General features: G+C 70.1%; 22 protein-coding genes. 11 read left to right on the forward strand and 11 right to left on the reverse strand.

Annotated elements, in window-relative coordinates; all coding sequences use genetic code 11:
- The first annotated feature begins 24 nt into the window (after nt 1–24).
- Nucleotides 25–462 carry an EamA family transporter gene (locus tag AC1RU4_RS03075; protein WP_492889767.1) on the forward strand — a complete coding sequence of 146 codons (438 nt, stop codon included), beginning with the start codon at nt 25–27 and terminating at the stop codon, nt 460–462.
- Here the strand turns inward: AC1RU4_RS03075 and AC1RU4_RS03080 are convergent.
- Entirely contained in the window at nt 450–1,517 is a 1,068-nt protein-coding gene (locus AC1RU4_RS03080; protein WP_492889542.1) for an AraC family transcriptional regulator, read from the reverse strand. The two genes, AC1RU4_RS03075 and AC1RU4_RS03080, sit on opposite strands and share 13 nt — an antisense overlap.
- A 151-nt stretch (nt 1,518–1,668) precedes the next feature.
- Between AC1RU4_RS03080 and AC1RU4_RS03085 the strand changes: the two genes are divergently transcribed.
- Nucleotides 1,669–2,367, forward strand: coding sequence for a hypothetical protein (locus AC1RU4_RS03085; RefSeq protein ID WP_492889543.1), 699 nt, complete (start codon nt 1,669–1,671; stop codon nt 2,365–2,367).
- 12 nt (nt 2,368–2,379) lie between these two features.
- On the opposite strand, the gene AC1RU4_RS03090 is transcribed toward AC1RU4_RS03085, so the two are convergent.
- The 6 genes from AC1RU4_RS03090 to AC1RU4_RS03115 form a co-directional block, all read right to left on the reverse strand.
- Nucleotides 2,380–3,192: a DUF72 domain-containing protein gene (locus AC1RU4_RS03090; RefSeq protein ID WP_492889544.1), complete on the reverse strand. Its 813-nt coding sequence runs from the start codon at nt 3,190–3,192 to the stop codon at nt 2,380–2,382.
- 28 nt (nt 3,193–3,220) lie between these two features.
- The gene (locus AC1RU4_RS03095) at nt 3,221–4,306 is read right to left on the reverse strand and encodes a GlxA family transcriptional regulator (RefSeq protein ID WP_492889545.1); all 1,086 of its coding nucleotides are present in this window, start codon (nt 4,304–4,306) and stop codon (nt 3,221–3,223) included.
- A gap of 109 nt (nt 4,307–4,415) precedes the next feature.
- Nucleotides 4,416–4,973 (reverse strand): sarcosine oxidase subunit gamma, encoded by a 558-nt coding sequence (locus tag AC1RU4_RS03100; RefSeq protein WP_492889546.1) that lies wholly within the window; start codon nt 4,971–4,973, stop codon nt 4,416–4,418.
- Nucleotides 4,966–7,965: a sarcosine oxidase subunit alpha family protein gene (locus AC1RU4_RS03105; protein ID WP_492889547.1), complete on the reverse strand. Its 3,000-nt coding sequence runs from the start codon at nt 7,963–7,965 to the stop codon at nt 4,966–4,968. The genes AC1RU4_RS03100 and AC1RU4_RS03105 overlap by 8 nt, the downstream gene beginning before the upstream one ends.
- 148 nt (nt 7,966–8,113) lie before the next feature.
- On the reverse strand, nt 8,114–8,404 hold the full coding sequence (locus AC1RU4_RS03110) for a sarcosine oxidase subunit delta (RefSeq protein WP_492889548.1): 291 nt from the start codon (nt 8,402–8,404) through the stop codon (nt 8,114–8,116).
- 414 nt (nt 8,405–8,818) lie between these two features.
- The gene (locus tag AC1RU4_RS03115) at nt 8,819–10,084 is read right to left on the reverse strand and encodes a sarcosine oxidase subunit beta family protein (RefSeq protein WP_492889549.1); all 1,266 of its coding nucleotides are present in this window, start codon (nt 10,082–10,084) and stop codon (nt 8,819–8,821) included.
- Between the two features lie 232 nt (nt 10,085–10,316).
- Here AC1RU4_RS03115 and AC1RU4_RS03120 point away from each other — a divergent pair, with 232 nt between their 5' ends.
- The 3 genes from AC1RU4_RS03120 to AC1RU4_RS03130 all read left to right on the forward strand — a co-directional run bounded on the left by AC1RU4_RS03120 (nt 10,317) and on the right by AC1RU4_RS03130 (nt 13,243).
- Nucleotides 10,317–11,372 (forward strand): CorA family divalent cation transporter, encoded by a 1,056-nt coding sequence (locus tag AC1RU4_RS03120; RefSeq protein ID WP_492889550.1) that lies wholly within the window; start codon nt 10,317–10,319, stop codon nt 11,370–11,372.
- 105 nt (nt 11,373–11,477) lie between these two features.
- Entirely contained in the window at nt 11,478–12,365 is an 888-nt protein-coding gene (locus AC1RU4_RS03125) for a tellurite resistance TerB family protein (RefSeq protein WP_492889551.1), read from the forward strand.
- Between the two features lie 170 nt (nt 12,366–12,535).
- Nucleotides 12,536–13,243: an outer membrane protein gene (locus AC1RU4_RS03130; RefSeq protein ID WP_492889552.1), complete on the forward strand. Its 708-nt coding sequence runs from the start codon at nt 12,536–12,538 to the stop codon at nt 13,241–13,243.
- Here the strand turns inward: AC1RU4_RS03130 and AC1RU4_RS03135 are convergent.
- Nucleotides 13,228–13,818 (reverse strand): cytochrome b, encoded by a 591-nt coding sequence (locus AC1RU4_RS03135; protein ID WP_492889553.1) that lies wholly within the window; start codon nt 13,816–13,818, stop codon nt 13,228–13,230. The genes AC1RU4_RS03130 and AC1RU4_RS03135 overlap by 16 nt on opposite strands.
- Nucleotides 13,819–14,073: 255 nt before the next feature.
- Here AC1RU4_RS03135 and AC1RU4_RS03140 point away from each other — a divergent pair, with 255 nt between their 5' ends.
- Entirely contained in the window at nt 14,074–14,325 is a 252-nt protein-coding gene (locus AC1RU4_RS03140) for a GlsB/YeaQ/YmgE family stress response membrane protein (RefSeq protein ID WP_492889554.1), read from the forward strand.
- A gap of 52 nt (nt 14,326–14,377) precedes the next feature.
- On the opposite strand, the gene AC1RU4_RS03145 is transcribed toward AC1RU4_RS03140, so the two are convergent.
- Both AC1RU4_RS03145 and AC1RU4_RS03150 read right to left on the reverse strand, forming a co-directional pair.
- Nucleotides 14,378–15,283, reverse strand: coding sequence for a methyltransferase domain-containing protein (locus AC1RU4_RS03145; protein WP_492889555.1), 906 nt, complete (start codon nt 15,281–15,283; stop codon nt 14,378–14,380).
- Between the two features lie 309 nt (nt 15,284–15,592).
- Nucleotides 15,593–16,111 carry a hypothetical protein gene (locus AC1RU4_RS03150; protein WP_492889556.1) on the reverse strand — a complete coding sequence of 173 codons (519 nt, stop codon included), beginning with the start codon at nt 16,109–16,111 and terminating at the stop codon, nt 15,593–15,595.
- 366 nt (nt 16,112–16,477) lie between these two features.
- Between AC1RU4_RS03150 and AC1RU4_RS03155 the strand changes: the two genes are divergently transcribed.
- The 3 genes from AC1RU4_RS03155 (at nt 16,478) to AC1RU4_RS03165 (ending at nt 20,525) form a co-directional block, all read left to right on the forward strand.
- A complete protein-coding gene (locus AC1RU4_RS03155; protein WP_492889557.1) occupies nt 16,478–17,653 on the forward strand; it encodes a phosphoserine transaminase in 1,176 nt (391 codons plus the stop codon).
- Between the two features lie 283 nt (nt 17,654–17,936).
- Nucleotides 17,937–19,523, forward strand: a complete 1,587-nt coding sequence (gene serA, locus AC1RU4_RS03160) for a phosphoglycerate dehydrogenase (RefSeq protein WP_492889558.1) — start codon at nt 17,937–17,939, stop codon at nt 19,521–19,523.
- A gap of 345 nt (nt 19,524–19,868) precedes the next feature.
- Entirely contained in the window at nt 19,869–20,525 is a 657-nt protein-coding gene (locus AC1RU4_RS03165) for a hypothetical protein (RefSeq protein ID WP_492889559.1), read from the forward strand.
- 64 nt (nt 20,526–20,589) lie between these two features.
- Here AC1RU4_RS03165 and eda read toward each other — a convergent pair whose 3' ends face one another.
- On the reverse strand, nt 20,590–21,237 hold the full coding sequence (gene eda / locus AC1RU4_RS03170) for a bifunctional 4-hydroxy-2-oxoglutarate aldolase/2-dehydro-3-deoxy-phosphogluconate aldolase (RefSeq protein WP_492889560.1): 648 nt from the start codon (nt 21,235–21,237) through the stop codon (nt 20,590–20,592).
- A gap of 263 nt (nt 21,238–21,500) precedes the next feature.
- Here eda and puuE point away from each other — a divergent pair, with 263 nt between their 5' ends.
- Nucleotides 21,501–22,418: an allantoinase PuuE gene (puuE, locus tag AC1RU4_RS03175; protein ID WP_492889561.1), complete on the forward strand. Its 918-nt coding sequence runs from the start codon at nt 21,501–21,503 to the stop codon at nt 22,416–22,418.
- A 25-nt stretch (nt 22,419–22,443) separates the two neighbouring features.
- Nucleotides 22,444–22,800 carry an MliC family protein gene (locus AC1RU4_RS03180; RefSeq protein ID WP_492889562.1) on the forward strand — a complete coding sequence of 119 codons (357 nt, stop codon included), beginning with the start codon at nt 22,444–22,446 and terminating at the stop codon, nt 22,798–22,800.
- Nucleotides 22,801–22,802 lie beyond the last annotated feature (2 nt).

Below are 22,802 nucleotides of genomic sequence, written 5' to 3' on the forward strand. Positions count from 1 at the left end.
GGAGAGGGGTGCATGAAGCCGATGATGGAAACCCTGGCCGGGTCCTGGGCGTTCTGGGCGGTGCTGTCGGCGGGATTTGCGGCGGTGACCGCGATTTTCGGCAAGATCGGGGTGGAGAATGTCGGCGCCGATTTCGCCACCTTCATCCGCACGCTGGTGATCCTGGCGGCGATCAGCGCCATTCTCACCGCCACCGGCGGCTGGCAGGCGCTCGGCAGCCTGTCGCCGCGCACCGGGGTGTTCCTGGTGCTGTCCGGGCTGGCGACCGGCCTGTCCTGGGTGTGCTATTTCCGGGCGCTGAAGGTGGGCGACGCGGCGCGGGTGGCGCCGGTCGACAAGCTGAGCGTGGTGCTGGTGGCGGTGTTCGGCGTCGCCTTTCTCGGCGAGAAGCTGAGCGGGCCGAACTGGCTCGGCGTCGCGCTGATCGCCGGCGGGGCGATGCTGGTGGCCTATCGCGGCTGACCGGACGCGGTGGCCATCGAGGCGGCCGCCCGCCACTCGGACGGGCTCATGCCGGCGACGCGGCGGAATTCGCGGTTGAAGTTCGACTTGGTGAGGAAGCCGGCCTCGAACAGGATCCGCGTCACCGGCTGGTCGGTGGTCGCGAGCAGCCGCTGCGCCTCGGCGACGCGATGGCCGTTGACGTAGTGCGAGACGCTGACCGCGTGCACGCGGTTGATCGCCTGCGACACCCGGCGCGTCGGTCGGCCGAGCCGGCGGGCGAGGCGGCCGAGATTGAGATCGACATCGGCATAGAGCCTTCCGTCGCGCATCAGCGCGTCGGCGGCGGCGCAGATGGCGGCGTCTTCCGCCGCGTCGAGGGCATGGTCGTGCGCGGATGCCGCGCCGGCGGGCAGCGGGCCGTCGGCGGGCGGGACGCTACCGGCGCCGGAATCGGCGGCGGCGGCCGCCGCGCCGAGCAGCAGCAGCGCCAGCACGTTGGCCATGGCGATGATCGCCGCCGCATGAAGGCCGCCGGTCCATTCGAGGTCGAGATTGATGAAGACGTCGGTGAGCGCCGAGCCGATCAGCGCGACGGCAGTGACCAGCAGGGCGCGATAGGAGCGCACCGCGCCGTCGAGCCGGGAGGCCACCAGCCCGTCCGGCCCGAGCCGGGCCAGCCATAGCAGCGCCGCGCCATACGACAGGAACAGCGCGACGATGACCGGGCCGACCGGCGAGGGCTGCTCGACGAACAGGAAGGCGACCAGCAGCGGCGGCGCGGCGAGATGCGGCCATGCCGCGGCGGGCTTCTCGCCCTCCGCGCCGGCGAGGCTGCGGAAGGCGACATAGGCGAGCGGGGCGATGAAGCTCGCCAGCACCGCCTGCACCGGCAGCACGGCGCGCACATCATAGCCCCAGCGCAGGCCGATCAGCACCGATTGCAGCGCATAGGCGAGGATGAGGGCGAGGAACAGCGCGTGATGCCGGCCGGCCTCCTCCTCGCGCCGGACGAGGCGGATCGCCAGCAGCACCAGCATGAGCGACACGACGAAGGGGAGCGGGACGAAGATCATGGGCGGAGCCGGAGAGGGATGAGGTGGCGCGTGTGGCGGGGCGCTTGTGGCCCGAATCGCGCGCGAGGTCGACCTCGATCGCGTTCGAGGTCGCCGCCGCCTGCCGCGCCGGGACAGGGTGCGGCATCGCAACCCGATAGGGATCACCGCCATGCATCGCCATGCCCTTGCCATCGCCCTGCTGCTGATCGCCGCCCCGCCGGCCCGCGCGCAGGAGGCGCGGCTCGACCTGTCCGGCGTCGAGCGGGTGGAGATCGCCGGCGACGCCGCCTCGCTGCAGCTGACGACCAGCGCCGGCGGGCCGGCGGAGGCGCGGCTGGTAGCGCGGCGCTCCGGCTGGTTCTCGCGCTGGTATTCGAGCTGGTTCGCCAATGATTGCCGCACCGCCAGCCGCATGTGGGTGGAGGGCGCGGTGCTGCATGTCGCGGTGGCGGGCCCGCCGCTGTTCGAGGCCTCCGACTGCACGGTGGAACTGCGCGCCGCCCTGCGCCCCGGCGTCAATGTGCATGTGGCGCTCGACGCGGTGGACGCGCGGCTCGCCGGGCGTTACGGCGCGCTCGCCGTCGAGACCCGCGCCGGCGACGTCGTGCTGACCGGCAGCGTCGAGCGCGCCGCCCTGCAGGGCACGGCGCTGCGGGCGCGGCTCGACATCGAGGACGGGCCGGATCCGAAAAGCGTGACGCTGCGTGCGGGTTCGCTCGACGCGGCGCTGAACCTGAGCGCGGCGGCGAGCGTCGGCTACCGGGTGGAGGCGAAGGCGGCGCTGGTGGACAGCTTGCGGCCCAACGAGCCGGCCGGCTCTTCGCAGGTCGAGGTCACCGGCGACTATGTGCGCCTGACCCTGCGCTGAGCGCGCCGGCGGTCACAGCCGCTCGATCAGCGCCATGGCGGCATGCGGATTGCGCTCCTTGAAGCCGCTGATGACGAACAGGAACACCTCGCGCGGCGTCTCTTTCGCCGGCGCGGCGAGCAGCCTGGGCGCGAGGTCCGGCGGCGTGCGCCCGGCCGCCCAGTGGCGGGCGCGCCCGGCCCATGTGTCGAGCTCGGCCTCGGCATAGCCTCGGGGGTGATCCTCGACGGTGCCCATGATGCGGGCATAGACGAAGGGGGCGGTGAGGTCGGCGATCTGCGGGTGCTCGCTGTCGCCGGCGATCACGATGCCGACGCCGTGCGCGCGGGCCAGCGCCACGAAATCCGCATGCGCGAAGCTCGGGTGGCGCACCTCGACGACATGGCGCAGCGCGCGGCCGTCGACCGAGGCGGGCAGCAGCTTCAGGAACGCCTCGAAGTCGTCGGGATCGAATTTCTTGGTGGCCATGAACTGCCAGTTGATCGGCCCGAGCTTGTCCTTCAGCTCGGTGATGCCGCTGGAGACGAATTTCTCGATCGAGCCGCCGGCCTCGCCGAGCACCCGGCGGTTGGTGGCGAAGCGGGGGCCCTTCAGCGCGAAGACGAAGCCGTCCGGCGTCTCGTCGTGCCAGCGGGCGAAGCTTTCCGGCTTCTGCGAGCCGTAATAGGTGCCGTTGACCTCGATGGCGGTGAGCCTGGCCGAGGCATATTCCAGCTCGCGCTTCTGGGCGAGCCCCTCGGGATAGAAGCTGCCGCGCCAGGGCTCGAAGGTCCAGCCGCCGATGCCGATGCGGATCGGGGCGGGCGTCCGGTCGGAAGTGTTCACGGGCCTCTCCTGCTCAACGAGGCCCATCCTAGTCGAACAGCCGCTGGGCGGCGAGGCTCTGGCCGGCGAGGCCGGCCACGCCGCCTTCGGCGCCGGGCACCGGGCCGCCGGCGCGGGCGTCGGACGGGGTGAATCCGTGCAGCGCCTTGAACTGGCGGGAGAAATGCGCGCAGTCGGAAAAGCCGGATTCGAGTGCGATCTCGGTGATGCTGCGCCCCGTCGTGTCCAGCAGGAAGCGGGCATAGCGCAGGCGCAGCAGGCGGTAGAACTCCGCCGGGCGGCGGCCCATCACCGTGTGGAACAGCCGCTCCAACTGGCGGGTGGAGAGATGCAGCCGGCGGGCGATATCGGCGATGGGGACCGGGTCGGCCATGTTCTGCTCCATCAGCAGCAGGGCGCGGCGCACGCGGTCGTCGGCGACGAGATCGGCGATGGGCGGATGCGGCTGCGCCTGCGTGCCCGGCCGGGCGCGGTCGAGCAGCAGCACGTGCCGGCTCTTCTGCGCCACCGAGCGGCCGAGATGCTTCTCCACCAGCGCGGTGGCGAGATCGGCGGTGCCGCCGCCGCCGGCGCAGGTGATGCGGTCGCCGTCGATGACATAGAGCCGGTCGGCGACCGGGATATGGTGCGGGAACTCGTCGAGGAAGTCCTGGTAATGGTACCAGGAGACGCAGCAGCGCCGCCCGGTCATCAGCCCGGCGCGGGCGAGCACGAAGGAGCCGGTGCACACCCCGACCAGCGACACGCCGGCGCGGGCGGCGCGCTTGAGATAGGCGACCGCCTCGTCGTCGAGCTGGGCGCCGGTGTGCAGCAGCCCGCCGACCACCACGATATAGCTGAACTGCGCCGGATCGACGAACGGGCCGGCCGGGGCGACGGTGACGCCGCAGCTGGCGCGGATCGGCTCGGATTTCGCCGCCATGATGCGCCAGCGGGCGAGGATCGGGCGCGAGCGGTCGCCGTCATCGGCGGCGAGGCGCAGATGATCGACCAGCAGCGAGAATGCCGACAGGGTGAAGTTGTCGGTGAGGATGAAGCCGACATTGAGCACGGGCGGGGCGGGGGCTCGTAGCGGGGGCGGGTGTGCCGGGGGAGGGTGTGGATGCTCGCTCATGCCGTCCGCGCTCGCTGTTCGCGGGCGAGGATAGCAGGTTTCGCGGAGGGCGTGTGGCGGCGGGCGGCGGCAGGAAGGCGGCGGCGAGGCGCCGGTATCGCAATCCGCCTCAGGCAAACTCCCGCCGCGCCTCCTCCAGCAGGCCCCAGAGATAGGGCGCGAAGGAGCGCCAGACGTCGAGGCGGAAGCGCTCGGGCGCCTCGCGCATCAGCACGATCTCGGCCTTGGCGAACACGGTGCGGGTCGCCATGCCGACCGGGAACGCCGCCTCGTCGAAGTCGAGCGGGCAGCCCTGGTTCAGCACATAGGCGGCGCGCGGGCCTTCCAGCGCGATGCCGAGCGAGCGGGCGGAGATGTCGACCAGCGCATGCGGCAGGCCGGACAGCGCGGCTTCCAGCTCGCCCATCAGCGCCGCCGGGTCGACGTCCTCGGCGATGAGCAGCCATTCGTCCGGGCCGAGCCAGGCGGCAAGGCGCGGTCCCTCGTGGCGGAAGCGGCAGGCCTCGCGCGGCAGGGTGACGCCGAAGGCGCGGCCGGCCGGGCCGATCGCCGCCTCGCGGCCGCGGAAGGACAGCAGCGTCGCCGGGGCGATGACGCTGAGCCGGGCGGCGGCGATGTCGGGTGCGGTGGCGGCCAGCGTGTCGAGCGGCGAGATGAGGTCAGGCATCGACGCGGGCTCCTTCCGCGTCGTAGAAGGAAGGGGTGACCACCTCGACCTCGATGGCGCCGCGCGGCATCGGCACGAACAGGGTCTTCCCGATCCGCGCCCGCCCGCCCTTGACCATGGCCAACGCGATGGAACGGCCAAGCGTGGCGCTGGCATAGGACGACGTGACATGGCCGAGCATCGGCACCGGCAGCGGCGCCTTCGCGTCGGCGACGATCTGCGCGCCTTCCTCCAGCACGATCCTGGGGTCTCGGGTCAGCAGGCCGACCAGCTGCTTGCGGTCCGGCATGTAGAAGGCCGGGCGGTTCAGCGAGCGCTTGCCGACGAAGTCCTTCTTCGCCTTGCCGATGGCCCAGCCGAGGCCGACATCGTCCGGCGCCGCGGTGCCGTCGGTCTCCTGGCCGACGATGATGTAGCCCTTCTCGGCGCGCAGCACATGCATGGTCTCGGTGCCGTAGGGGGTGATGCCGTGGCTTTGGCCGGCGGCATGGATCGCCTCCCACACCGCGCGGCCATGGCCGGCGGGGACGTTGACCTCGAAGCCGAGCTCGCCGGTGAAGGAGACGCTGAACAGCCGGGTCGGCACGCCGGCTATGCGGCCCTCGCGCACGCTCATATGCGGCATCGCCGCCTTGGACAGGTCGATGCCCTCGACGAGCGGGGCCAGCACCTCGCGCGATTTCGGCCCCTGCACGGCGATGACCGCCCATTGCTCGGTGATGGAGGTCAGCCAGACGTCGAGCTCGGGCCACTCGGTCTGGAGGTAGTCCTCCATCATCGCGAGCACGCGGGCGGCGCCGCCGGTGGTGGTGGTGACGTGGAAGCGGTCCGGCGCCATGCGGCCGATGACGCCGTCATCCATGACGAAGCCGTCCTCGCGCAGCATCAGGCCGTAGCGCAGCCGGCCGGGCTCCAGCTTGGTCCAGGCATTGGTGTACATGCGGTTCATGAACTCGGCGGCGTCGGGGCCGACGATCTCGATCTTGCCCAGCGTCGAGGCGTCGAACATGCCGACGCCCGAGCGCACCGCCCGGCACTCGCGGGCGACGGCGGCGTGCATGTCCTCGCCCTTCAGCGGGAAGTAATGCGCGCGCTTCCACAGCGACACCGGCTCGAAGGCGGCGCCGTTGGCTTCGGCCCAGCCATGGATCGGGGTGACACGGACGGGATCGAACAGGTCGCCGCGGGCGGCGCCGGCGAAGATGCCGAAGGTCGTGGGCGTATAGGGCGGGCGGAAGGTGGTGAGGCCGATCTTCGGCACCGCCTCGCCGAGCGCGGCGGAGACGATGCCGAGCGCGTTCATGTTCGAGGTCTTGCCCTGGTCGGTCGCCATGCCGGTGGTGGTGTAGCGCTTCACATGCTCGATGGAGCGGAAGCCCTCGCGGGTGGCGAGCGCGATATCCTTGGCGGTGACGTCGTTCTGCCAGTCGACGAAGGCCTTGGCGAAGGCCGGGTTGCGCCCGTGCGGCACCGCGCCGATGAAGCCGTGGCTGCCGGTCTCGCGCGCCTGCACGCCGAAGGCGCGGCTGCGCGGCGCGCTCCGGCCCGCCGCCTTGGCGGCCTCTTCTCCGGCGCGGTAGCCGTCGGCGAGCGCGGTGGCAAGGCCGTACATGCCGCGGCAGGCGCCGGCGGAACGCTCGTTCTCCACCGAGGTGCCGGGCAGGTAGGCACCGAGCGTCTCGTCCCAGGCGAGCTTGCCGCGCGACTGCGAGAACAGGTGCACCGAGGGGGTGAGGCCGCCGGACATCAGCACGGCGTCGCAGGCGAGCCGCTCGGAGGCGCCGACCCTGTCGCCGTCGCGCTTGGCGAGGCGGGCGGCGCTCACCCGCAGCCGGCCCGAGGTGCCGGTGACGACGGTGGAGGGGCGCACGTCGATGCCGGCGGCCAGCGCGCGGGCCGGCCAGTCGCCGGCCAGCGTCGGGCGCAGATCGGCGATGGCGGCAATCGCGACGCCGGCGCCCGCGAGGTCGAGCGCGGCGCGGTAGCCGCCGTCGCCGGCGGTGAAGATGATGGCGCGCTCGCCGGGCTTCACGCCGTAGCGGGTGAGATAGGTGCGGGCGGAATCGGCGAGCATCACGCCGGGGCGGTCGTTCTCCGGGAACACCAGCGGGCGCTCCAGCGCGCCGGCGGCGATGACGACCTGCCTGGCCCGCACCTGCCACAGCCGCTCGCGCGGCTGGTCGCGGCCGGGCGTGGCGAGATGGTCGGTGACGCGCTCGGCCAGCGCGATCATGTTATGCGGGAAATAGCCGAAGGCGGTGGTGCGCGGCATGAGGACGACGCCGGCCGCCGCGAGCTCCGCCAATGCGTCGTCGAGCCATTCGTGCGCCGGCTTCGCATCGACCGTCGCCTCTGGCGCGGCCAGCAGCGAGCCCCCTGGCTCGGCCTGCTCGTCCACGAGGATCACGCGGGCGCCCGAGGCGGCCGCGGCGAGCGCCGCGGCGATGCCGGCCGGGCCGGCGCCGATGACGAGCACGTCGCAATGGGCGTAGTGCTGGGTGTAGCGGTCCGGGTCCGGCAGGGTCGGGGCCTTGCCGAGCCCCGCCATGGCGCGGATCTTCGGCTCGTAGAGGCGCTTCCAGGCGCCGGCCGGCCACATGAAGGTCTTGTAGTAGAAGCCCGCCGGCAGGAAGGGCGAGAACAGGTCGTTCATCGCCCCGGCGTCGAGGCCGAGCGAGGGCCAGCGGTTCTGGCTATTGGCCTCCAGCCCCTCATAGAGCTCGACCTGGGTGGCGCGCAGGTTCGGGGTGACGCGGGCATCGTCGCGCCTCACCTCGACCAGGGCGTTGGGTTCGTCCGAGCCGGCCGAGAGGAGGCCGCGCGGGCGGTGATACTTGAACGAACGGCCGAGGAGATGCACGCCGTTGGCCAGCAGCGCCGAGGCGAGGGTGTCGCCCCGGAAGCCGTAATAGGTCTTGCCGTCGAAGCGGAAGGCGAGCGGGGCGGCGCGGTCGATGCGCCCGCCGGATGCGGTGCGGAAGGAGCCGGTCATCGGGAGGCCTCTTCCTTGCCTCTCCCTGGCGGGGAGAGGTCGGCGCGTAGCGCCGGGTGAGGGGGGAGGACATCGGGAAGCCAAGAAGACCCATCACCCCATCCCTCTCCCCGATGGGGAGAGGGAGCAGAAAGGCGATTCATTCCGCTCATTTCATATCCCCCTCGACATCCGGGCGGGGCTCGCCGGGCTTGTAGGTGGCGAGGAAGAAGTCGCTCACCGTGTCGCGCACCGCGTTGAAGAAACGGCCGCAGCCATGCGCGTGGCGCCAGCGCTCGGCGTGGCGGCCCTTGGGATTGGTGCGGTTGTAGAGGAAGTCCGCCCATTCCTGGTCCGACAGCTTCGAAGGGTCGGTCGGGCGGGCGACATGCGCCTCGCCGCCATAGCTGAACTCGATCTCGGGGCGCTCGCCGCACCAGGGGCAGGTGATGATCAGCATGTCAGCTCCACGGCGTCGCCCTTGCGCAGGCGGAGGGTGAGGGACGCGACGTCGAAGGGGTTGCCCGGGGCGGCCTCCTTCGAGGCCCGGCGTGCCGCCGGGCACCTCAGGATGACGTTCCTTCGAGAAGGGAAGAAGGAGGTCCGGCATGCCGCCGAGCACCTCGGGATGACGTTCCTCCGAGGTGAAAAGAAGTCCGTCATCCTGAGGTGCGAGCGCAGCGAGCCTCGAAGGATGCCCATGTGAGAGCGCCCCATCACCCGATCCCCCAATGCGCGACGGCGGGGGGCCGTCGAAGCGGGCGCCCGGGGCGGCCTCCTTCGAGGCCCGGCGTGCCGCCGGGCACCTCAGGATGACGTTCCTCCGGGAAGGGAAGAAGGATGCCCATGTGAGAGCGTTCCATCGCCTTCCTCCTCAATGCGCCACCGCCGCCGCCGCCGCCTCGTCGATGAGGAAGCCGTCGCGGAAGCGCTCGATGGTGAAGGGGGCGTTGATCGGGTGCGGCTCGTCCCTGGCGATAGTATGGGCGAAGACGTGGCCGGCGCCCGGCGTCGCCTTGAAGCCGCCGGTGCCCCAGCCGCAATTCACGTAGAGGCCGGGCACCGGGGTTTTCGCGATGATCGGCGAGCGGTCCGGCGTCACGTCGACGATGCCGCCCCAGTTGCGCAGCATGCGCAGCCGGCGGAACTGCGGCACCAGCTCGCAGATGGCGTCGAGCGTGTGGGTGGTGATGTGCAGCGCGCCGCGCTGCGAATAGGAGGTGTAGGCGTCGGTGCCGGCGCCGATGACCATCTCGCCCTTGTCCGACTGAGAGATATAGGCGTGGATGGTGTTGCTCATCACCACGGTGGGGAAGGCCGGCTTGACCGGCTCCGACACCAGCGCCTGCAGCGGGAAGCTCTCCAGCGGCATGCGCACCCCGGCCATCGCCATGACGACGCTGGTATGGCCGGCGGCCGACACGCCGATCTTCTTCGCGCGGATGAAGCCCTTCGAGGTCTCCACCCCTTCCACCGCGCCGGTGGGGCCGCGGCGGATCGCCTTCACCTCGCAGTTCTGGATGATGTCGACGCCGCGCGAATCCGCGGCGCGGGCGAAGCCCCAGGCCACCGCGTCATGCCGCGCCGTACCGCCGCGCCGCTGCAGGGCGCCGCCGAGGATCGGGTAGCGCATCGAGGAGATGTTGAGCGGCGGGCAGAACGCCTTGCACTCCTCGGCGCTCAGCCATTCATTGTCGACGCCGTTGAGCCGGTTGGAATGGACGTGGCGCTTGAAGCTCTGCACGTCGTGATGGTTGTGCGCCAGCATCAGCACGCCGCGGGCCGAATACATGACATTGTAGTTGAGGTCCTGCGACAGGCCCTCCCACAGCTTCACCGCGTGCTCGTAGAGCGCGGCGCTCTCGTCGAACAGGTAGTTCGACCGCACGATGGTGGTGTTGCGCCCGGTATTGCCGCCGCCGAGCCAGCCGCGCTCGATCACCGCGACATTGGCGATTCCGTGCTCCTTGGCGAGATAATAGGCGCAGGCCAGCCCGTGGCCGCCGGCGCCGACGATGATCACGTCGTACTCGGCCTCGGGCTCGGGCGTGCGCCATTGCGGCTGCCAGCCCTTGTGGCCGCCGAAGGCCCGGCGGATGAGCTGGAACCCCGAAAACCTTTGGCCGGAGAATGTCTGCATGTCGGCGCCTCCGCCCGGACGAGAGCGATCTTCGGCTCATGCTGGACCCGGAGCCGTGCCGGCGCGAGCATTGTTTCGGCGCCAGCGTTGAATGGATGCGACATGAGAAATGCGACGCCGCCATGACACGACGGCGTGCCAGCGCGAGGCGGCCGCGCGACCGCCCCGCGCTGGCACGCCGGTTGCTCGGACGGCGCCATCGGGGCGGGGTGCGCTCCTGCGTGGATCGACCATGGCGCTGTCGTCGGCTTCCGCCCTTCCGGGCCTCACCTTCGCCTATCGTTTCGACGTCGCCGGCGAGGCGGCGGCGTTGGCGGCGACCGACCTCGCCGATGCCGATATCTCCGGCACCGAGATGTCCGGCACCGAGATGTCCGGCACCGACATGCCCGCCGCTCTTGCCGAGCCGGGCGGATGGGTGTGGCTGCATTTCGACCTTTCCGACGCGGAAGCGCGACGCTGGATCGATGCCTGCCCGCTGCTGCCGGCGGCCGGCCGGGCGCTGCTGCTCTCCTCCGACGACCATCTGCGGCTGGAGCCGGCGGAAGACGCGGTGGCCGGCGTCTTCGCCGACCTGCTGCGCGATTCCGCCGGCCCCGAGCGGGCGCTCGGCCGGCTGCGCTTCGTCATGACGCGCAACCTCGTGGTGAGCGGCCGGCGCGAGGCGCTCGGCGCCATCGCCCGTACCCTGCAGTCGATCGGCGAGGGGCGGCGCTTCGCGCATTCGGTGGCGCTGCTCGAACAGATCGTCGAGCATTTCGCCGAGGCGGTGGCGGAGGTGGCGGCGGAGCTGACCGAGGCGCTCGACGCCATCGAGGACGAGCTGATCGAGGAGCGGCCGGGCCGCGAGCGCGCCCGGCTCGGCCCGGTGCGGCGCACGGCGGTGCGGCTGCATCGCCAGCTCGCCTCGCTGCGGCTGATCTTCCACCGCTGGGCGAGCCCGGCCGGCGGCACGCTGCCGGTGCCGCTGGAGGAGGCGGTGACGCGGCTCGGTCGGCGCCTCGAGGGGCTCGACCAGGAAGTGACCGCCATCCAGGAGCGGGCGCGGCTGATGCAGGACGAGCTCGCCGCCAAGCTGAGCGCCGAGACCAACCGGCACCTGTTCGCGCTGTCGATCCTCACCGCCTTCCTTCTGCCGCCGACGCTGATCGCCGGCCTGTTCGGCATGAACCTGCCGGGCATGCCCTTCGCGCAGACGGTGGGCGGCTTCTGGCTCGCCATCCTGCTGTCCGCGCTCACCGGCGCCGCCGTCTACTGGGTGCTGCGGGCGATGCGCGTCATGCGCTGACGCGCCCGGCGGCTCACCGACTGATGATCGCCGGCGCCGGTGCTTTCCTTGCGGAAGCCATGATCGGTGCTTAACTCGGGTGCCGGCATCAGAACGGGAAGAAACATGTTCAACAGCGGAAATTTCGACGCCAAGCGGCTCCTCGACCAGTTCCTCGGGTCGCAGGCGGGCACCCAGGGCGGCCTGCCGGCGCAGACGGGAGCGCCGGCCGGCGGCAATCCCCTCGAAGCGCTGCTCGGCGGCCTCGCGGGCCGGCTGGGCGGCCAGGTTTCCGGCGGCCAGCCTTTCGGCGGCCAGCCTTCCGGGGGGCAGCCTTCCGGCGGTGGCGACCTGATGGGCCGGGCGAAGGACTATCTCGCCGGCAATGGCGGCTCGCTCGCCTCCGGCGCGGCGGCCGGGGCGCTGGTCTCGATGGTGCTCGGCTCCAAGGGCGGGCGCAAGATGGCGGGCAACGCGGTGGCGCTGGGCGGCCTCGCCCTCGTCGGCACGCTCGCCTACAAGGCCTACAATAATTACCGCAATGGCGAGGCACCGCAGCAGACCGGCGCCGATGTCAGCCGCAATCCGGTACCGACGCCGGCGCAGCTGCCGCCGCCGAATTCGCCGTTCAACCCCATCCAGGCGGAGGAGACGCAGCTGCCGCTGACGCTGCTGCGCACCATGATCGCCGCGGCGCTGTCCGACGGCCATATCGACGATGCCGAGCGCGTCGCCATCGCCGGCAAGCTGAACCAGAGCGGCGTTGCCGATCTCGGACAGGCGGAGCGCTTCCTTTCCGACGAGCTCGCCAATCCGGCGACGGTGGAGACCATCGCCCGCGCGGTGTCGAGCGAGGAGGAGGCCGCCGAGGTCTATATGGCGGCGCTGCTCGCCATCGACCCGGATTCCACCGCGGAGCGGGCCTTCCTCGCCCGGCTGGCCCTGGCGCTCCGGCTCGACCCGGCGCTGACGCCGCATCTGGAATCCGCCGCCCGCGCCGCCCGTCAGGGGTGAGCGGGCGATGAGCCGGCGATGAGGGAAGGGGAGGCGGGGCCTCGCTCCGCCCTCCCGGCCCGTTGCACGGCAACGCTTCGTTAAGGTTAATCGCCCCTTAAGCAATCGCGGCGACACTGCGCTCCACAAGACTTTTCCGGCGGCAGCGCCGGATCGGAGGAGCGAGCCATATGCGTGGGCGTGAGCCTTTCGGGCGTGAGCCCTATATCCGGGTCCTCGCGGCGTTCGGGGTGGTCCTCGGCATGCTGCCATGGCTCGCCGGCGCGGCGATGGCCGCCGATCTCGGCCCGGACGCCTCCGCCGACGACCTGCTCGCCAAGGCGCCGCAGGTGGAGGAGGCGAGCTTCTGGTATCTGCGCGCCGATGCCGGCTATGTCCTCAACGAGGCGCCGGACGGGAGCGCCGCGCCCGACGGCACGGGGGCCGATGCGACGCTCGGCGATGCGAGACTTGGCGATGCGGGGCTGGTCGGCATCGGCATCGGCGCGCGCTTCAACGACTGGCTGCGGCTCGACATCACCGCCGATTACCGCACGCGGGCGGACTACGCCGCCGTCGGGATTGCCGGCGACTACAGCGTGGCGACGGTGCTCGCCAACGCCTATGTCGATCTCGGCACCTGGCGCGGGATCACGCCCTATGTCGGCGCCGGCATCGGTGGCGCCTATGCCGATCTCGATGCGCCCGGCTTCGGCTCGGGCTGGGGTCTCGCCTGGGGGGTGACGGGCGGCGTCGCCATCGGCCTCGCGCCCAACTGGCAGCTCGATATCGGCTACCGCTATCTCGGCATCGAGAACGTGTCGCTCGGCGGCGGGCTCGCCGATGCCGACCAGGCGGCACAGGAGATCCGCATCGGCCTGCGCTACCTCATCGACTGAGATTGCGGCCGGTACATCGACGCGGCCGGCGCCGGCCGGCCCGCCATGCGCGAGAGGACGCCGTCGCGCCAGACGAACCGGTGCAGCAGCACCATGGCGACATGGCCGGCAATGGCGGCCAGCAGCACCCAGGCCAGCACGCCGTGCAGCAGGTTCCCCGGCGCCATCATCCAGTCGGTCCGCTCGCCGCCGGCGGCGAATATCTCGATGCCGAAGGGCGAAAAGCCGCGGCCGGAACCATAGGCGCGCAAGAGCGCCAGCGCCGGCACCGCCACCATGAAGCCGTAGAGCGCGAGATGGCCGAGGCGGGCGGCCAGCCCGAGCAGGCCGGCCTCATAGGGCGGCCGGTGCGCATGGTTGGCGAGCGCCCAGACCAGCCGCAGCGCCGCCAGCACCAGCAGCAGGAAGCCGATGGCGGTGTGCGAGCCGACGAAGAAGCTCACCAGCGGCGTGCGCCCGAGCATGGCGCGCAGCCCCATGCCGACGAACTGCCAGGCGAAGAGCAGGGCCATGCCCCAGTGCAGCGCGCGGCTGACAAGCCCGTAGCGCGTGGGGCCGTCGAGAAGGGCAGGCATGGGAAACTCCGTGCTTTTCCGAAAGACCTCATGTCCATGCTGCAGCGCGGCATCGGCGGCAAGTGGGGCGCGAGGTCAATTGATCTTGAGCGGGATCGGCTCGACGCGCGGCCATCGCCGGAACCGCCGGGCGCATCGGTGCGTTGAACCGTCGGCGCAAGTAGCGCCGCCGACTTGGATCGGCTGGGTCCGCTCGTCTCGCAGAGGCACCCGCCTTTGCCGAATGGGCCGTCATCAAGGGCACGGGGAACCGACATGGAAGACGCACAAATCGGGTGGATCGCCGCCATCATCATCGGCGGGCTCGCCGGCTGGATCGCCTCCAGCGTGATGAAGACCGATACCGGCATGCTGCTCAACATCGTTCTCGGCATCATCGGCGCCGCGATCGCGAGCTTCCTGTTCGGCTTTCTCGGCGTGAGCTTCGGCGGATGGCTCGGCTACCTGGTCGCCGGCGTGGTCGGCGCCTGCATCCTCATCGGCATCGTCCGGGCGGTGCGAAGCTAGGCCGGAACGCCGCGCGCAGGGCCGACGGCGATCACGGTCGCCGCCGGCCGGATCACGTATCGAACAGTGCCACGAACACGCCGCGCGGTCGGCTCGCATCACCCTCGTGCGAGGCGACGATGCCGCGGTTCGGGCTGCAGACGAGACGCATGCGGGCCTGCGCGAAGCCGGCCGCCCTGGCGCGTTCGAGCAGGTCCCAGCCGGGGATCTCGAACACCAGCGAGCCGCAATCCGCATCGAGCGGGTTGCCGTGATAGATCGGCGGCAGGTGATGGATGAGGCCGCCCTGCGTCAGCGTGGCGAAGCGCTCGCCGCGGGCGCGGTCGTGGAAAAACGGCAGGGTGGCGATGAGCCTGCCGCCGGGGCGCAGGATGCGCGCGGAATCGGCCAGCGCGGCATCGATGTCCGGCACATGTTCCAGCACGTCGCAGGAGACGACGACGTCGAATGTCGCCGCGGGGAAATCCGTGCCGCAGACGTCCTGATGCGGGATCGGCCACAGGGCGGCGCGCACGCCGTCGGTGTGGCCGTATTCGGAGCCGAGATAACGGGGAAACCGGCCGCGCAGCACCAAAGCGAGGCTGGTGACCGCCTCGTGGCCGTAGATGGCGGCGGCGTTGTAGTCGATGCCCTTCTCGAACAGATGCAGGCCGAGCTGATACAGCACCGCCCGGTGGCGGGAACTCATGCCGCCGGCATGCAGGTTCTCGCGCATCTCCGGGCCGAGGATCGAGAGATCGGCGGGTTCGAAACGGCCGGCGATCTCGACGCAGAGGCCGTTCCGCAGGCAGTGATCCACCGCCCGGCGCTCGAACTGATCGGTGAAGAAGGGCGCGTGCCGCCGGGTGGCGGCCCGATAGTCGTCCTGGCTGAACAGGTCGACGACCAGTTCCGGCGGCGCGTTGGCCGTGGCGGCGGGGGACGCGAGCCGGGCGCCGGCCAGCAGCTTCCTCAACATCGGCGTCCCCCTGGATTACCTTACGGCATGTTTGTCTTGGCCGCAGAGTGCCGCTCGGCACCGTGGACCACAAGCCCCGTCGGCGGCGGTCGAGCGTTCATCCCCGATGACGAAGGCGGCACGCCGGGCGGGGAGAGCCGCGTCAGGTGATTTTGCGGTGCAGCATGGGTATTTGGCGCCCCGCCGGGCGGGCGGCGGCGAAACGGTGCCGGGCTACGGCCCGACCGGCGAATCGGTCGCCAGACGAAGCAACCCCGGCGCCGCGACGGCGCCGGGGTGATGCAGGATGACACTTTCGATTTGGTTCGATTATTGAAATTTATTCTGCGCGGTGGCCCAGGCGAGCCCGCCGGCCGCCTCGGCATGGACGACCTGGCCGTTCAGGCTCTCTTCGCCTGCTTTCATGTAATCGAGCGTGTGGCGTACATGCGGGATCAACATCGACATGTCTTTGTTACGGATGCAAAGGTCGATGCCGATCGATTCGAGCGTGAGTATGTCCGAACGTCTTAGCGCGCGCTGGCCCATTTCGAGCATCATGTAGTCGCGCCGGCACAGGCCAAGGCGCTGAGCCATGGAGTCCTCGGTGAGGCCCCAGTTCAGTCGCATGGCAACGAGGTCATTTGCTTTCACGTGTTTCTCCCCAGCGCATCCAAAATTGGCCAGTTCGCCCTTCCCGGAATTCGAATACGCGCCCACGCTATTGTCGTTATCCGAGCGAAGACTGGCGATCTTCATGCTCGCAACAAATTCTCCGGCGGCAGCGGAAATAATCCTGCCGACCAAGATGCGTAGATCTGTCATCGAAAACCTGGAAAGCTGGCTCATGTGTTCCCTCTCACGGCATTGCTGTCCCCGTGAGCCACGGGGGAAGAAATCTAACTATGAAACCGGCTTTTTATCCAGTTTTTTGTTCGAATTTGGGCTTGAATACATATTGCGTTGCGTCATGTGTACCGGTTTTGCACGTTGCGTTGCGGAACAGACTGTCGCGGATACGAAAAAGACGCCTGTAAAACCGGCATGCCTATCCGATGGGCAGGCGGAAATGCTTGTCCGGGCAGGGGTGTGGCGGAACTCCGGGGCGCCGAATCAGGCCCCTGTTCCACGCTTGCGGGCGCCGGGAAGTTCCGCTAAACCCCGCCTGGGCTATCCCACCCCACCGTGGGACACCCATCTGAGAGGATGGCTAACATGACGACCAATGCTCTGCCGGTGGCGAAGCCGGCCAATCCCAATTTCTCGTCCGGTCCCTGTGCCAAGCGTCCCGGCTGGACGCTGGAAGCCCTGGGCGATGCGCCGCTCGGCCGCTCCCACCGCGCCAAGGTCGGCAAGGCGAAGCTGAAGCTCGCCATCGACCTCACCCGCGAGGTTCTCGACATTCCCGCCGACTACCGCATCGGCATCGTCCCCGCCTCCGACACCGGCGCGGTGGAGATGGCGCTGTGGTCGCTGCTCGGCGCCCGTCCGGTCGACATGCTCACCTGGGAGAGCTTCGGCGAGGGCTGGGTGACGGATGTCGTCAAGCAGCTGAAGCTGAAGGACGCCCGCGTGCTGAAGGCCGGCTACGGCGAGCTGCCGAACCTCGCCGAGGTGAATTTCGACCACGACGTCGTCTTCACCTGGAACGGCACCACCTCCGGCGTCCGCGTGCCGAACGCCAACTGGATCAGGACCGACCGCACCGGCCTCACCATCTGCGACGCCACCTCGGCGGCCTTCGCGCAGGATCTGGACTGGGCCAAGCTCGACGTCGTCACCTTCTCCTGGCAGAAGGTGCTGGGCGGCGAGGCGGCGCATGGCATGCTGATCCTGTCGCCGCGCGCGGTGGAGCGGCTGGAGACCTATGTCCCGGCCTGGCCGCTGCCGAAGATCTTCCGCATGACCAAGGGCGGCAAGATCGTCGAGGGCATCTTCGAGGGCGAGACCATCAACACCCCGTCCATGCTCTGCGTCGAGGACTATGTCGACGCGCTGAACTGGGCGAAGACGATTGGCGGCGGCGAGGGCCTGCGCGCCCGCTCCGACGCCAATTTCAAGGTGCTGGCCGACTGGGTGGCGCGCACGCCGTGGGTCGACTTCCTCGCCAGGGACGAAGCGACGCGCTCCAATACCAGCGTCTGCCTCGTGGTCGCCGACCCCGAGGTGAAGGCGCTCGCCGCCGACGCCCAGGCCGCCTTCGCCAAGGCGATCGCCGGCGCGCTGGAAAAGGCCAAGGTCGCCTACGACATCGGCGCCTATCGCGACGCGCCGGCCGGCCTGCGCATCTGGGCCGGGGCGACGGTGGAGGCCGCCGACCTCGAAGCGCTGCTGCCCTGGCTCGACTGGGCCTATGCAGAGGCCAAGGCCGGCCTGAAGCTGGCGGCCTGAGGCGACCGAGGGAGAGGGGCGAGGGGGCTCTACGCTTCCCGATCGTGTCGCCCCTCACCGACCCGCGGAGCCTGTCCTCGGGCTCGCCGCAGGCGAGACCCGTGGGCGGGCCGCCTCTCCCCGACGGGGAGAGGAAAAGCCAGTAGAGCTTCGCCGAGTCTTCCCTGGACCCCGGATGGGCGCCGCACTTCGTGCGGCTGTTCCGGGGAACGGAGTTGACCAGCCGCACCATAATCTCCCGCCATCGGCGGGACCCCTTTCCCCGAACATGAGGATGAAGCCAATGGCTCCCCGCGTTCTGATTTCCGACGCACTTTCCCCCGCCGCAGTGCAGATCTTCAAGGATCGCGGCATCGAGGTCGACTTCCAGCCGAATCTCGGCAAGGACAAGGACAAGCTGGCCGAGATCATCGGCAATTATGACGGCCTCGCCATCCGCTCGGCTTCCAAGGTGACGCCGAAGATCCTTGCGAATGCCACCCGCCTGAAGGTGGTCGGCCGCGCCGGCATCGGCGTCGACAATGTCGACATCCCGGCCGCCACCGCCAAGGGCGTGATCGTGATGAACACGCCGTTCGGCAATTCCATCACCACCGCCGAGCACGCCATCGCCATGATGTTCGCGCTGGCCCGCGAGATCCCCGCCGCCGACGCCTCCACCCAGGCCGGCAAATGGGAGAAGAACCGCTTCATGGGCGTCGAGCTGACCGCCAAGACGCTCGGCATCATCGGCTGCGGCAATATCGGCTCCATCGTCGCCGACCGCGCCCTGGGCCTCAAGATGAAGGTGGTGGCCTTCGACCCGTTCCTGTCGCCGGAGCGCGCGCTCGACATCGGCGTCGAGAAGGTCGAGCTCGACGACCTGCTCGCCCGCGCCGACGTCATCACCCTGCACACGCCGCTGACCGACAAGACCCGCAACGTGCTCTCCGCCGAGGCGCTGGCCAGGACGAAGAAGGGCGTGCGCATCGTCAACTGCGCCCGCGGCGGCCTCGTCGACGAGGTGGCGCTGCGCGCGGCGCTGGATTCCGGTCATGTCGCCGGCGCCGCCTTCGACGTGTTCGTCACCGAGCCGGCGACCGAGAACCCGCTGTTCGGCCATCCGAACGTGATCTGCACCCCGCATCTGGGCGCCTCCACCTCGGAAGCGCAGGAGAACGTGGCGCTGCAGGTCGCCGAGCAGATGAGCGACTACCTCTTGCGCGGCGCCATCTCCAACGCGGTGAACTTCCCCTCGATCACCGCCGAGGAAGCCCCGAAGCTGAAGCCGTTCATCGAGCTGGCCGAGAAGCTCGGCTCCTTCGCCGGCCAGCTGACCGACACCGACATCAAGACCGTGCGCCTGACCTATGAGGGCGCGGTGGCCGAGCTCAAGATCAAGGCGCTGACCTCGGCGGCGGTGGCCGGCCTGCTGCGCCCGGCGCTGCAGGACGTCAACGTCGTCTCGGCGCCGAGCATCGCCAAGGAGCGCGGCATCGTGGTGGAGGAGACCACCCGCGCGGCGGCCGGCGACTATGAGAGCCTGATCACCCTCACCGTCGTCACCGACAAGATGGAGCGCTCGATCTCCGGCACCGTCTTCGCCGACGGCCGCCCGCGCATCGTCGACATCAAGGGCATCAAGGTCGACGCCGAGTTCGCGCCGTCGATGATCTACGTGACCAACGAGGACAAGCCGGGCTTCGTCGGCCGCTTCGCCAGCCTGCTCGGCGATGCCGGCGTCAACATCGCCACCTTCGCGCTCGGTCGCGACCGGCAGGGCGGCGACGCCATCGCGCTGGTCGAGGTCGACGGCGCGGTGCCGGCCGACGTGCTGGCCAAGGTGCAGGCGCTGCCGGCGGTGAAGCAGGCGAAACCGCTGACGTTCTGAGCGGCGGCGACGTTCCGGGCGCCGGGCGTTCTCCCGCGGCGATACGGGAGCGAATATCCAGGGGCGCGGGCCGGTCGGTCCGCGCCCCTTTCGCGTTCAGCGGCACGCCTCGACGCATTCGGCCACCGCTTCCGCCACGCCGGGCATGGGGCGGCGTTCGTCTCGCCGGCCTTCCGCCAATACTCGCCGACGCAAGTTTACGTTAGGTAATATTCGAAAGTATGGCCTGAAATGCCGTCCGGGCTGAAGCTTTTCGCAAGAAAAGCCAAGCTGCAACCCTTGGCGGCCATTGCTCCCCCTCCCGCACTGCGGGATGATGCGTCGATGTCGGGAGCGGGGGCGACCATGGCTGAGAACTGGGGCCAGCAGGACTATCGGGCGGGCCGGGAGGGCTGGACGCATTACAGCCCGGTCGATCCCGTCGCCTACGGGCGCGGCGTCGCCGAGCGCGAGGGAAGCCTCTTCAGCGGGTTCGGCGGCGGCGGGGGCGGCAGTGGCGGTTATCTCGCCATCCTGGTGATCGTGCTGGCGCCGATCATCCTGATCGTGGGTCTGTTCATCCTGGTGCCGCTGTTCCCGGTGGCCGGCGGCATCACCGCAATCGCCGGCTATCTGCTGGAAACCTTCATCTTCAATGACCCGACCACGGTCGGCGTCGTGAACGACTCGTCGACCCTGCTGTTCTGCTTCATCGTGCTGATGCTGGCGATGAAGCTGGAACGCCGGGCCGAGGAGTTCTTCCGCTACCGGCAGGTGCGGCACTGGACACGGGTGGTCGGCCTCGCCTTCGGGATCAACGAGGCGATCCTGCCGCTGCTGGCCCTGTTCATGGTGGGGCCGCAGGCGGTCCATGGCTGGGGGCTGACCGGCGGGTTCAGCATCATGGCGCTGTTGCGGTTCATCGCCTTGATGGTCGTGCTGCATGTCGGCTTCCGCTGGATGCAGACCGGCCGGGCCGCGATGTCCCTCAAGCAGCGCTTCGGCTTCGCCGAGCCTTACTAGGGGCCATCCCGGACCGGCATCCGGCCGGCGGACGAACCGCCGGCCCGCCGCATGTCGCCGCCGCTCAGCCGGGGAAGGCGGCGCGGTGCAGCTTGGAGGCGGCGGTGGCAAGCTCGACGATGCGGGCCCAGTCGCCGGCCGCCACCGCGTCGCTCGGGCACACCCAGGAGCCGCCGACGGCGAGGACGCTCGGCAGGACGAGGTACTTGCCGACATTGTCCGGGCCGATGCCGCCGGTCGGGCAGAAGCGCAGGTCCGGCAGCGGGCCGGCGAGCGACTTCAGAAGGTTCACGCCGCCGGCCGATTCGGCCGGGAACAGCTTCAGCACCGGGAAGCCGAGCGCCGCCAGCGTCATCGCCTCGGAGGCGGTGGCGCAGCCGGGCATCACCGGCACCGGCGCCTCGGCCAGCGCCTCGGCCAGCGTCGGCGTGCAGCCGGGCGAGACCAGGAAACGCGCGCCGGCGTCGATGGATTTCTGGATCAGGTCCGGCCGCGTGACCGTGCCGGCGCCGACGATGGCGTCCGGCACTTCCTGCGCGATGGCGGCCATCGCCTCCAGCGCCGCCGGGGTGCGCAGCGTGACCTCGATGAGCGGCAGGCCGCCCTCGACCAGGGCGCGGGCGAGCTTCACGCCCGCCGAAACGCTGGGCACGGTGACGACGGGAACGACCGGCGCACGGGCGAGCAGGAAGCTGGGATCGGGAAGCGACATGGGCAATACCTTCGGGGGCGGCACGCGGATGAGGGAAGCGCCGGGCGGCGCAGCGGCCAATCAAGAACGCCCGGCACGGATTGTCGAGAGCCGATCCAAGAAATATGCCGGGAACGCGACGAGATTGTTTCCGCCCGCGCCGGCCTCGCATTAGCCTGCCCCGCGTGAGTCTTTCGGGCTCGCCGGCCTCGGCCCTGCGGCATCGACCTTGCAGGGTTGCCGTCCGTGCCTCCCGTTTTCCCGACCGTGTCCCGAGTGTTGCCATGTTCAGCTACGACCAGCCCTATCCCCGCGATCTCATCGGCTATGGCCGCGATGTCCCCGATCCGCGCTGGCCGGGCGGGGCGCGGGTGGCGGTGCAGTTCGTGGTGAATTACGAGGAAGGCGGCGAGAACAGCATCCTGCATGGCGATGCCGCCTCGGAAGCCTTCCTCTCCGAGATCGTCGGCGCCCAGCCCTGGCCGGGCATGCGGCACATGAACATGGAGTCGATCTACGAATACGGCTCGCGCGCCGGCTTCTGGCGGCTGTGGCGGCTGTTCACCCGCCGCAGCCTGCCGGTGACGGTGTTCGGCGTCGCCACCGCGCTGGCGCGCAATCCCGACGCGGTGGCGGCGATGCAGGAAGCCGACTGGGAGATCGCCAGCCACGGGCTGAAATGGATCGACTATCGCGACCATGGCTACGCGGCGGAAAAGGCGGATTTCGACGCCGCCATCGCCCTGCACGCCAGGGTGACCGGCGAGCGGCCGCTCGGCTGGTACACCGGTCGCACCTCGGTGAACTCGCGGCAGATCACCATGGAGGAGGGCGGCTTCCTCTACGATTCCGACACCTATGCCGACGACCTGCCCTATTGGGTGCAGGGGCCGCGCGGGCCGCACCTGACCATTCCCTATACGCTCGACGCCAACGACATGCGCTTTGCGGTGCCGGGCGGGTTCAATTCCGGCGACCAGTTCTTCGCCTATCTGCGCGACAGCTTCGATGCGCTCTACGCCGAAGGGGCGGAGGCGCCGAAGATGATGACCGTCGGCCTGCATTGCCGGCTGGTCGGCCGGCCGGGGCGCATCGTGGCGCTGGAGCGCTTCCTCGACCACATCGCCCGGCACGACAGGGTGTGGGTGCCGCGCCGCATCGACATCGCCCGGCACTGGCATAGCGAGCACAAGCCGGCATGAGCGGGCCGCGACCGGGGACGAGACCATGAACCGCAGCTTCCACGCCGCCGCCTTCGTCGCGGTCCTCGCGGCCACCACCCCGGCGCTCGCCGACACGCTCGCCATTCCGCTGCCCGCGGGAATGACGGCGCAGACGATCGAGGCCGCCTATCGCTGCGCCGACGGCTCCCGCCTCGCGGTGACCTACTACAACGCGCCGCCGGTGGCGCTGGCGAGCCTGACGGTGGATGGCGCGTTCATGGTGCTCGCCAACGTGCTCTCGGGCTCGGGCGCCCGCTATGCCGGCGGGCGCTTCGTCTGGTGGAGCAAGGGCAGGGACGGCGATCTCTACGACCTCACCAAAGGCGAGAGCGCGCCGCCCCTGAGCTGCAAGGGCGAGTAGCC

Source organism: Ancylobacter sp. GW821-FHT10E12, assembly GCF_058809335.1.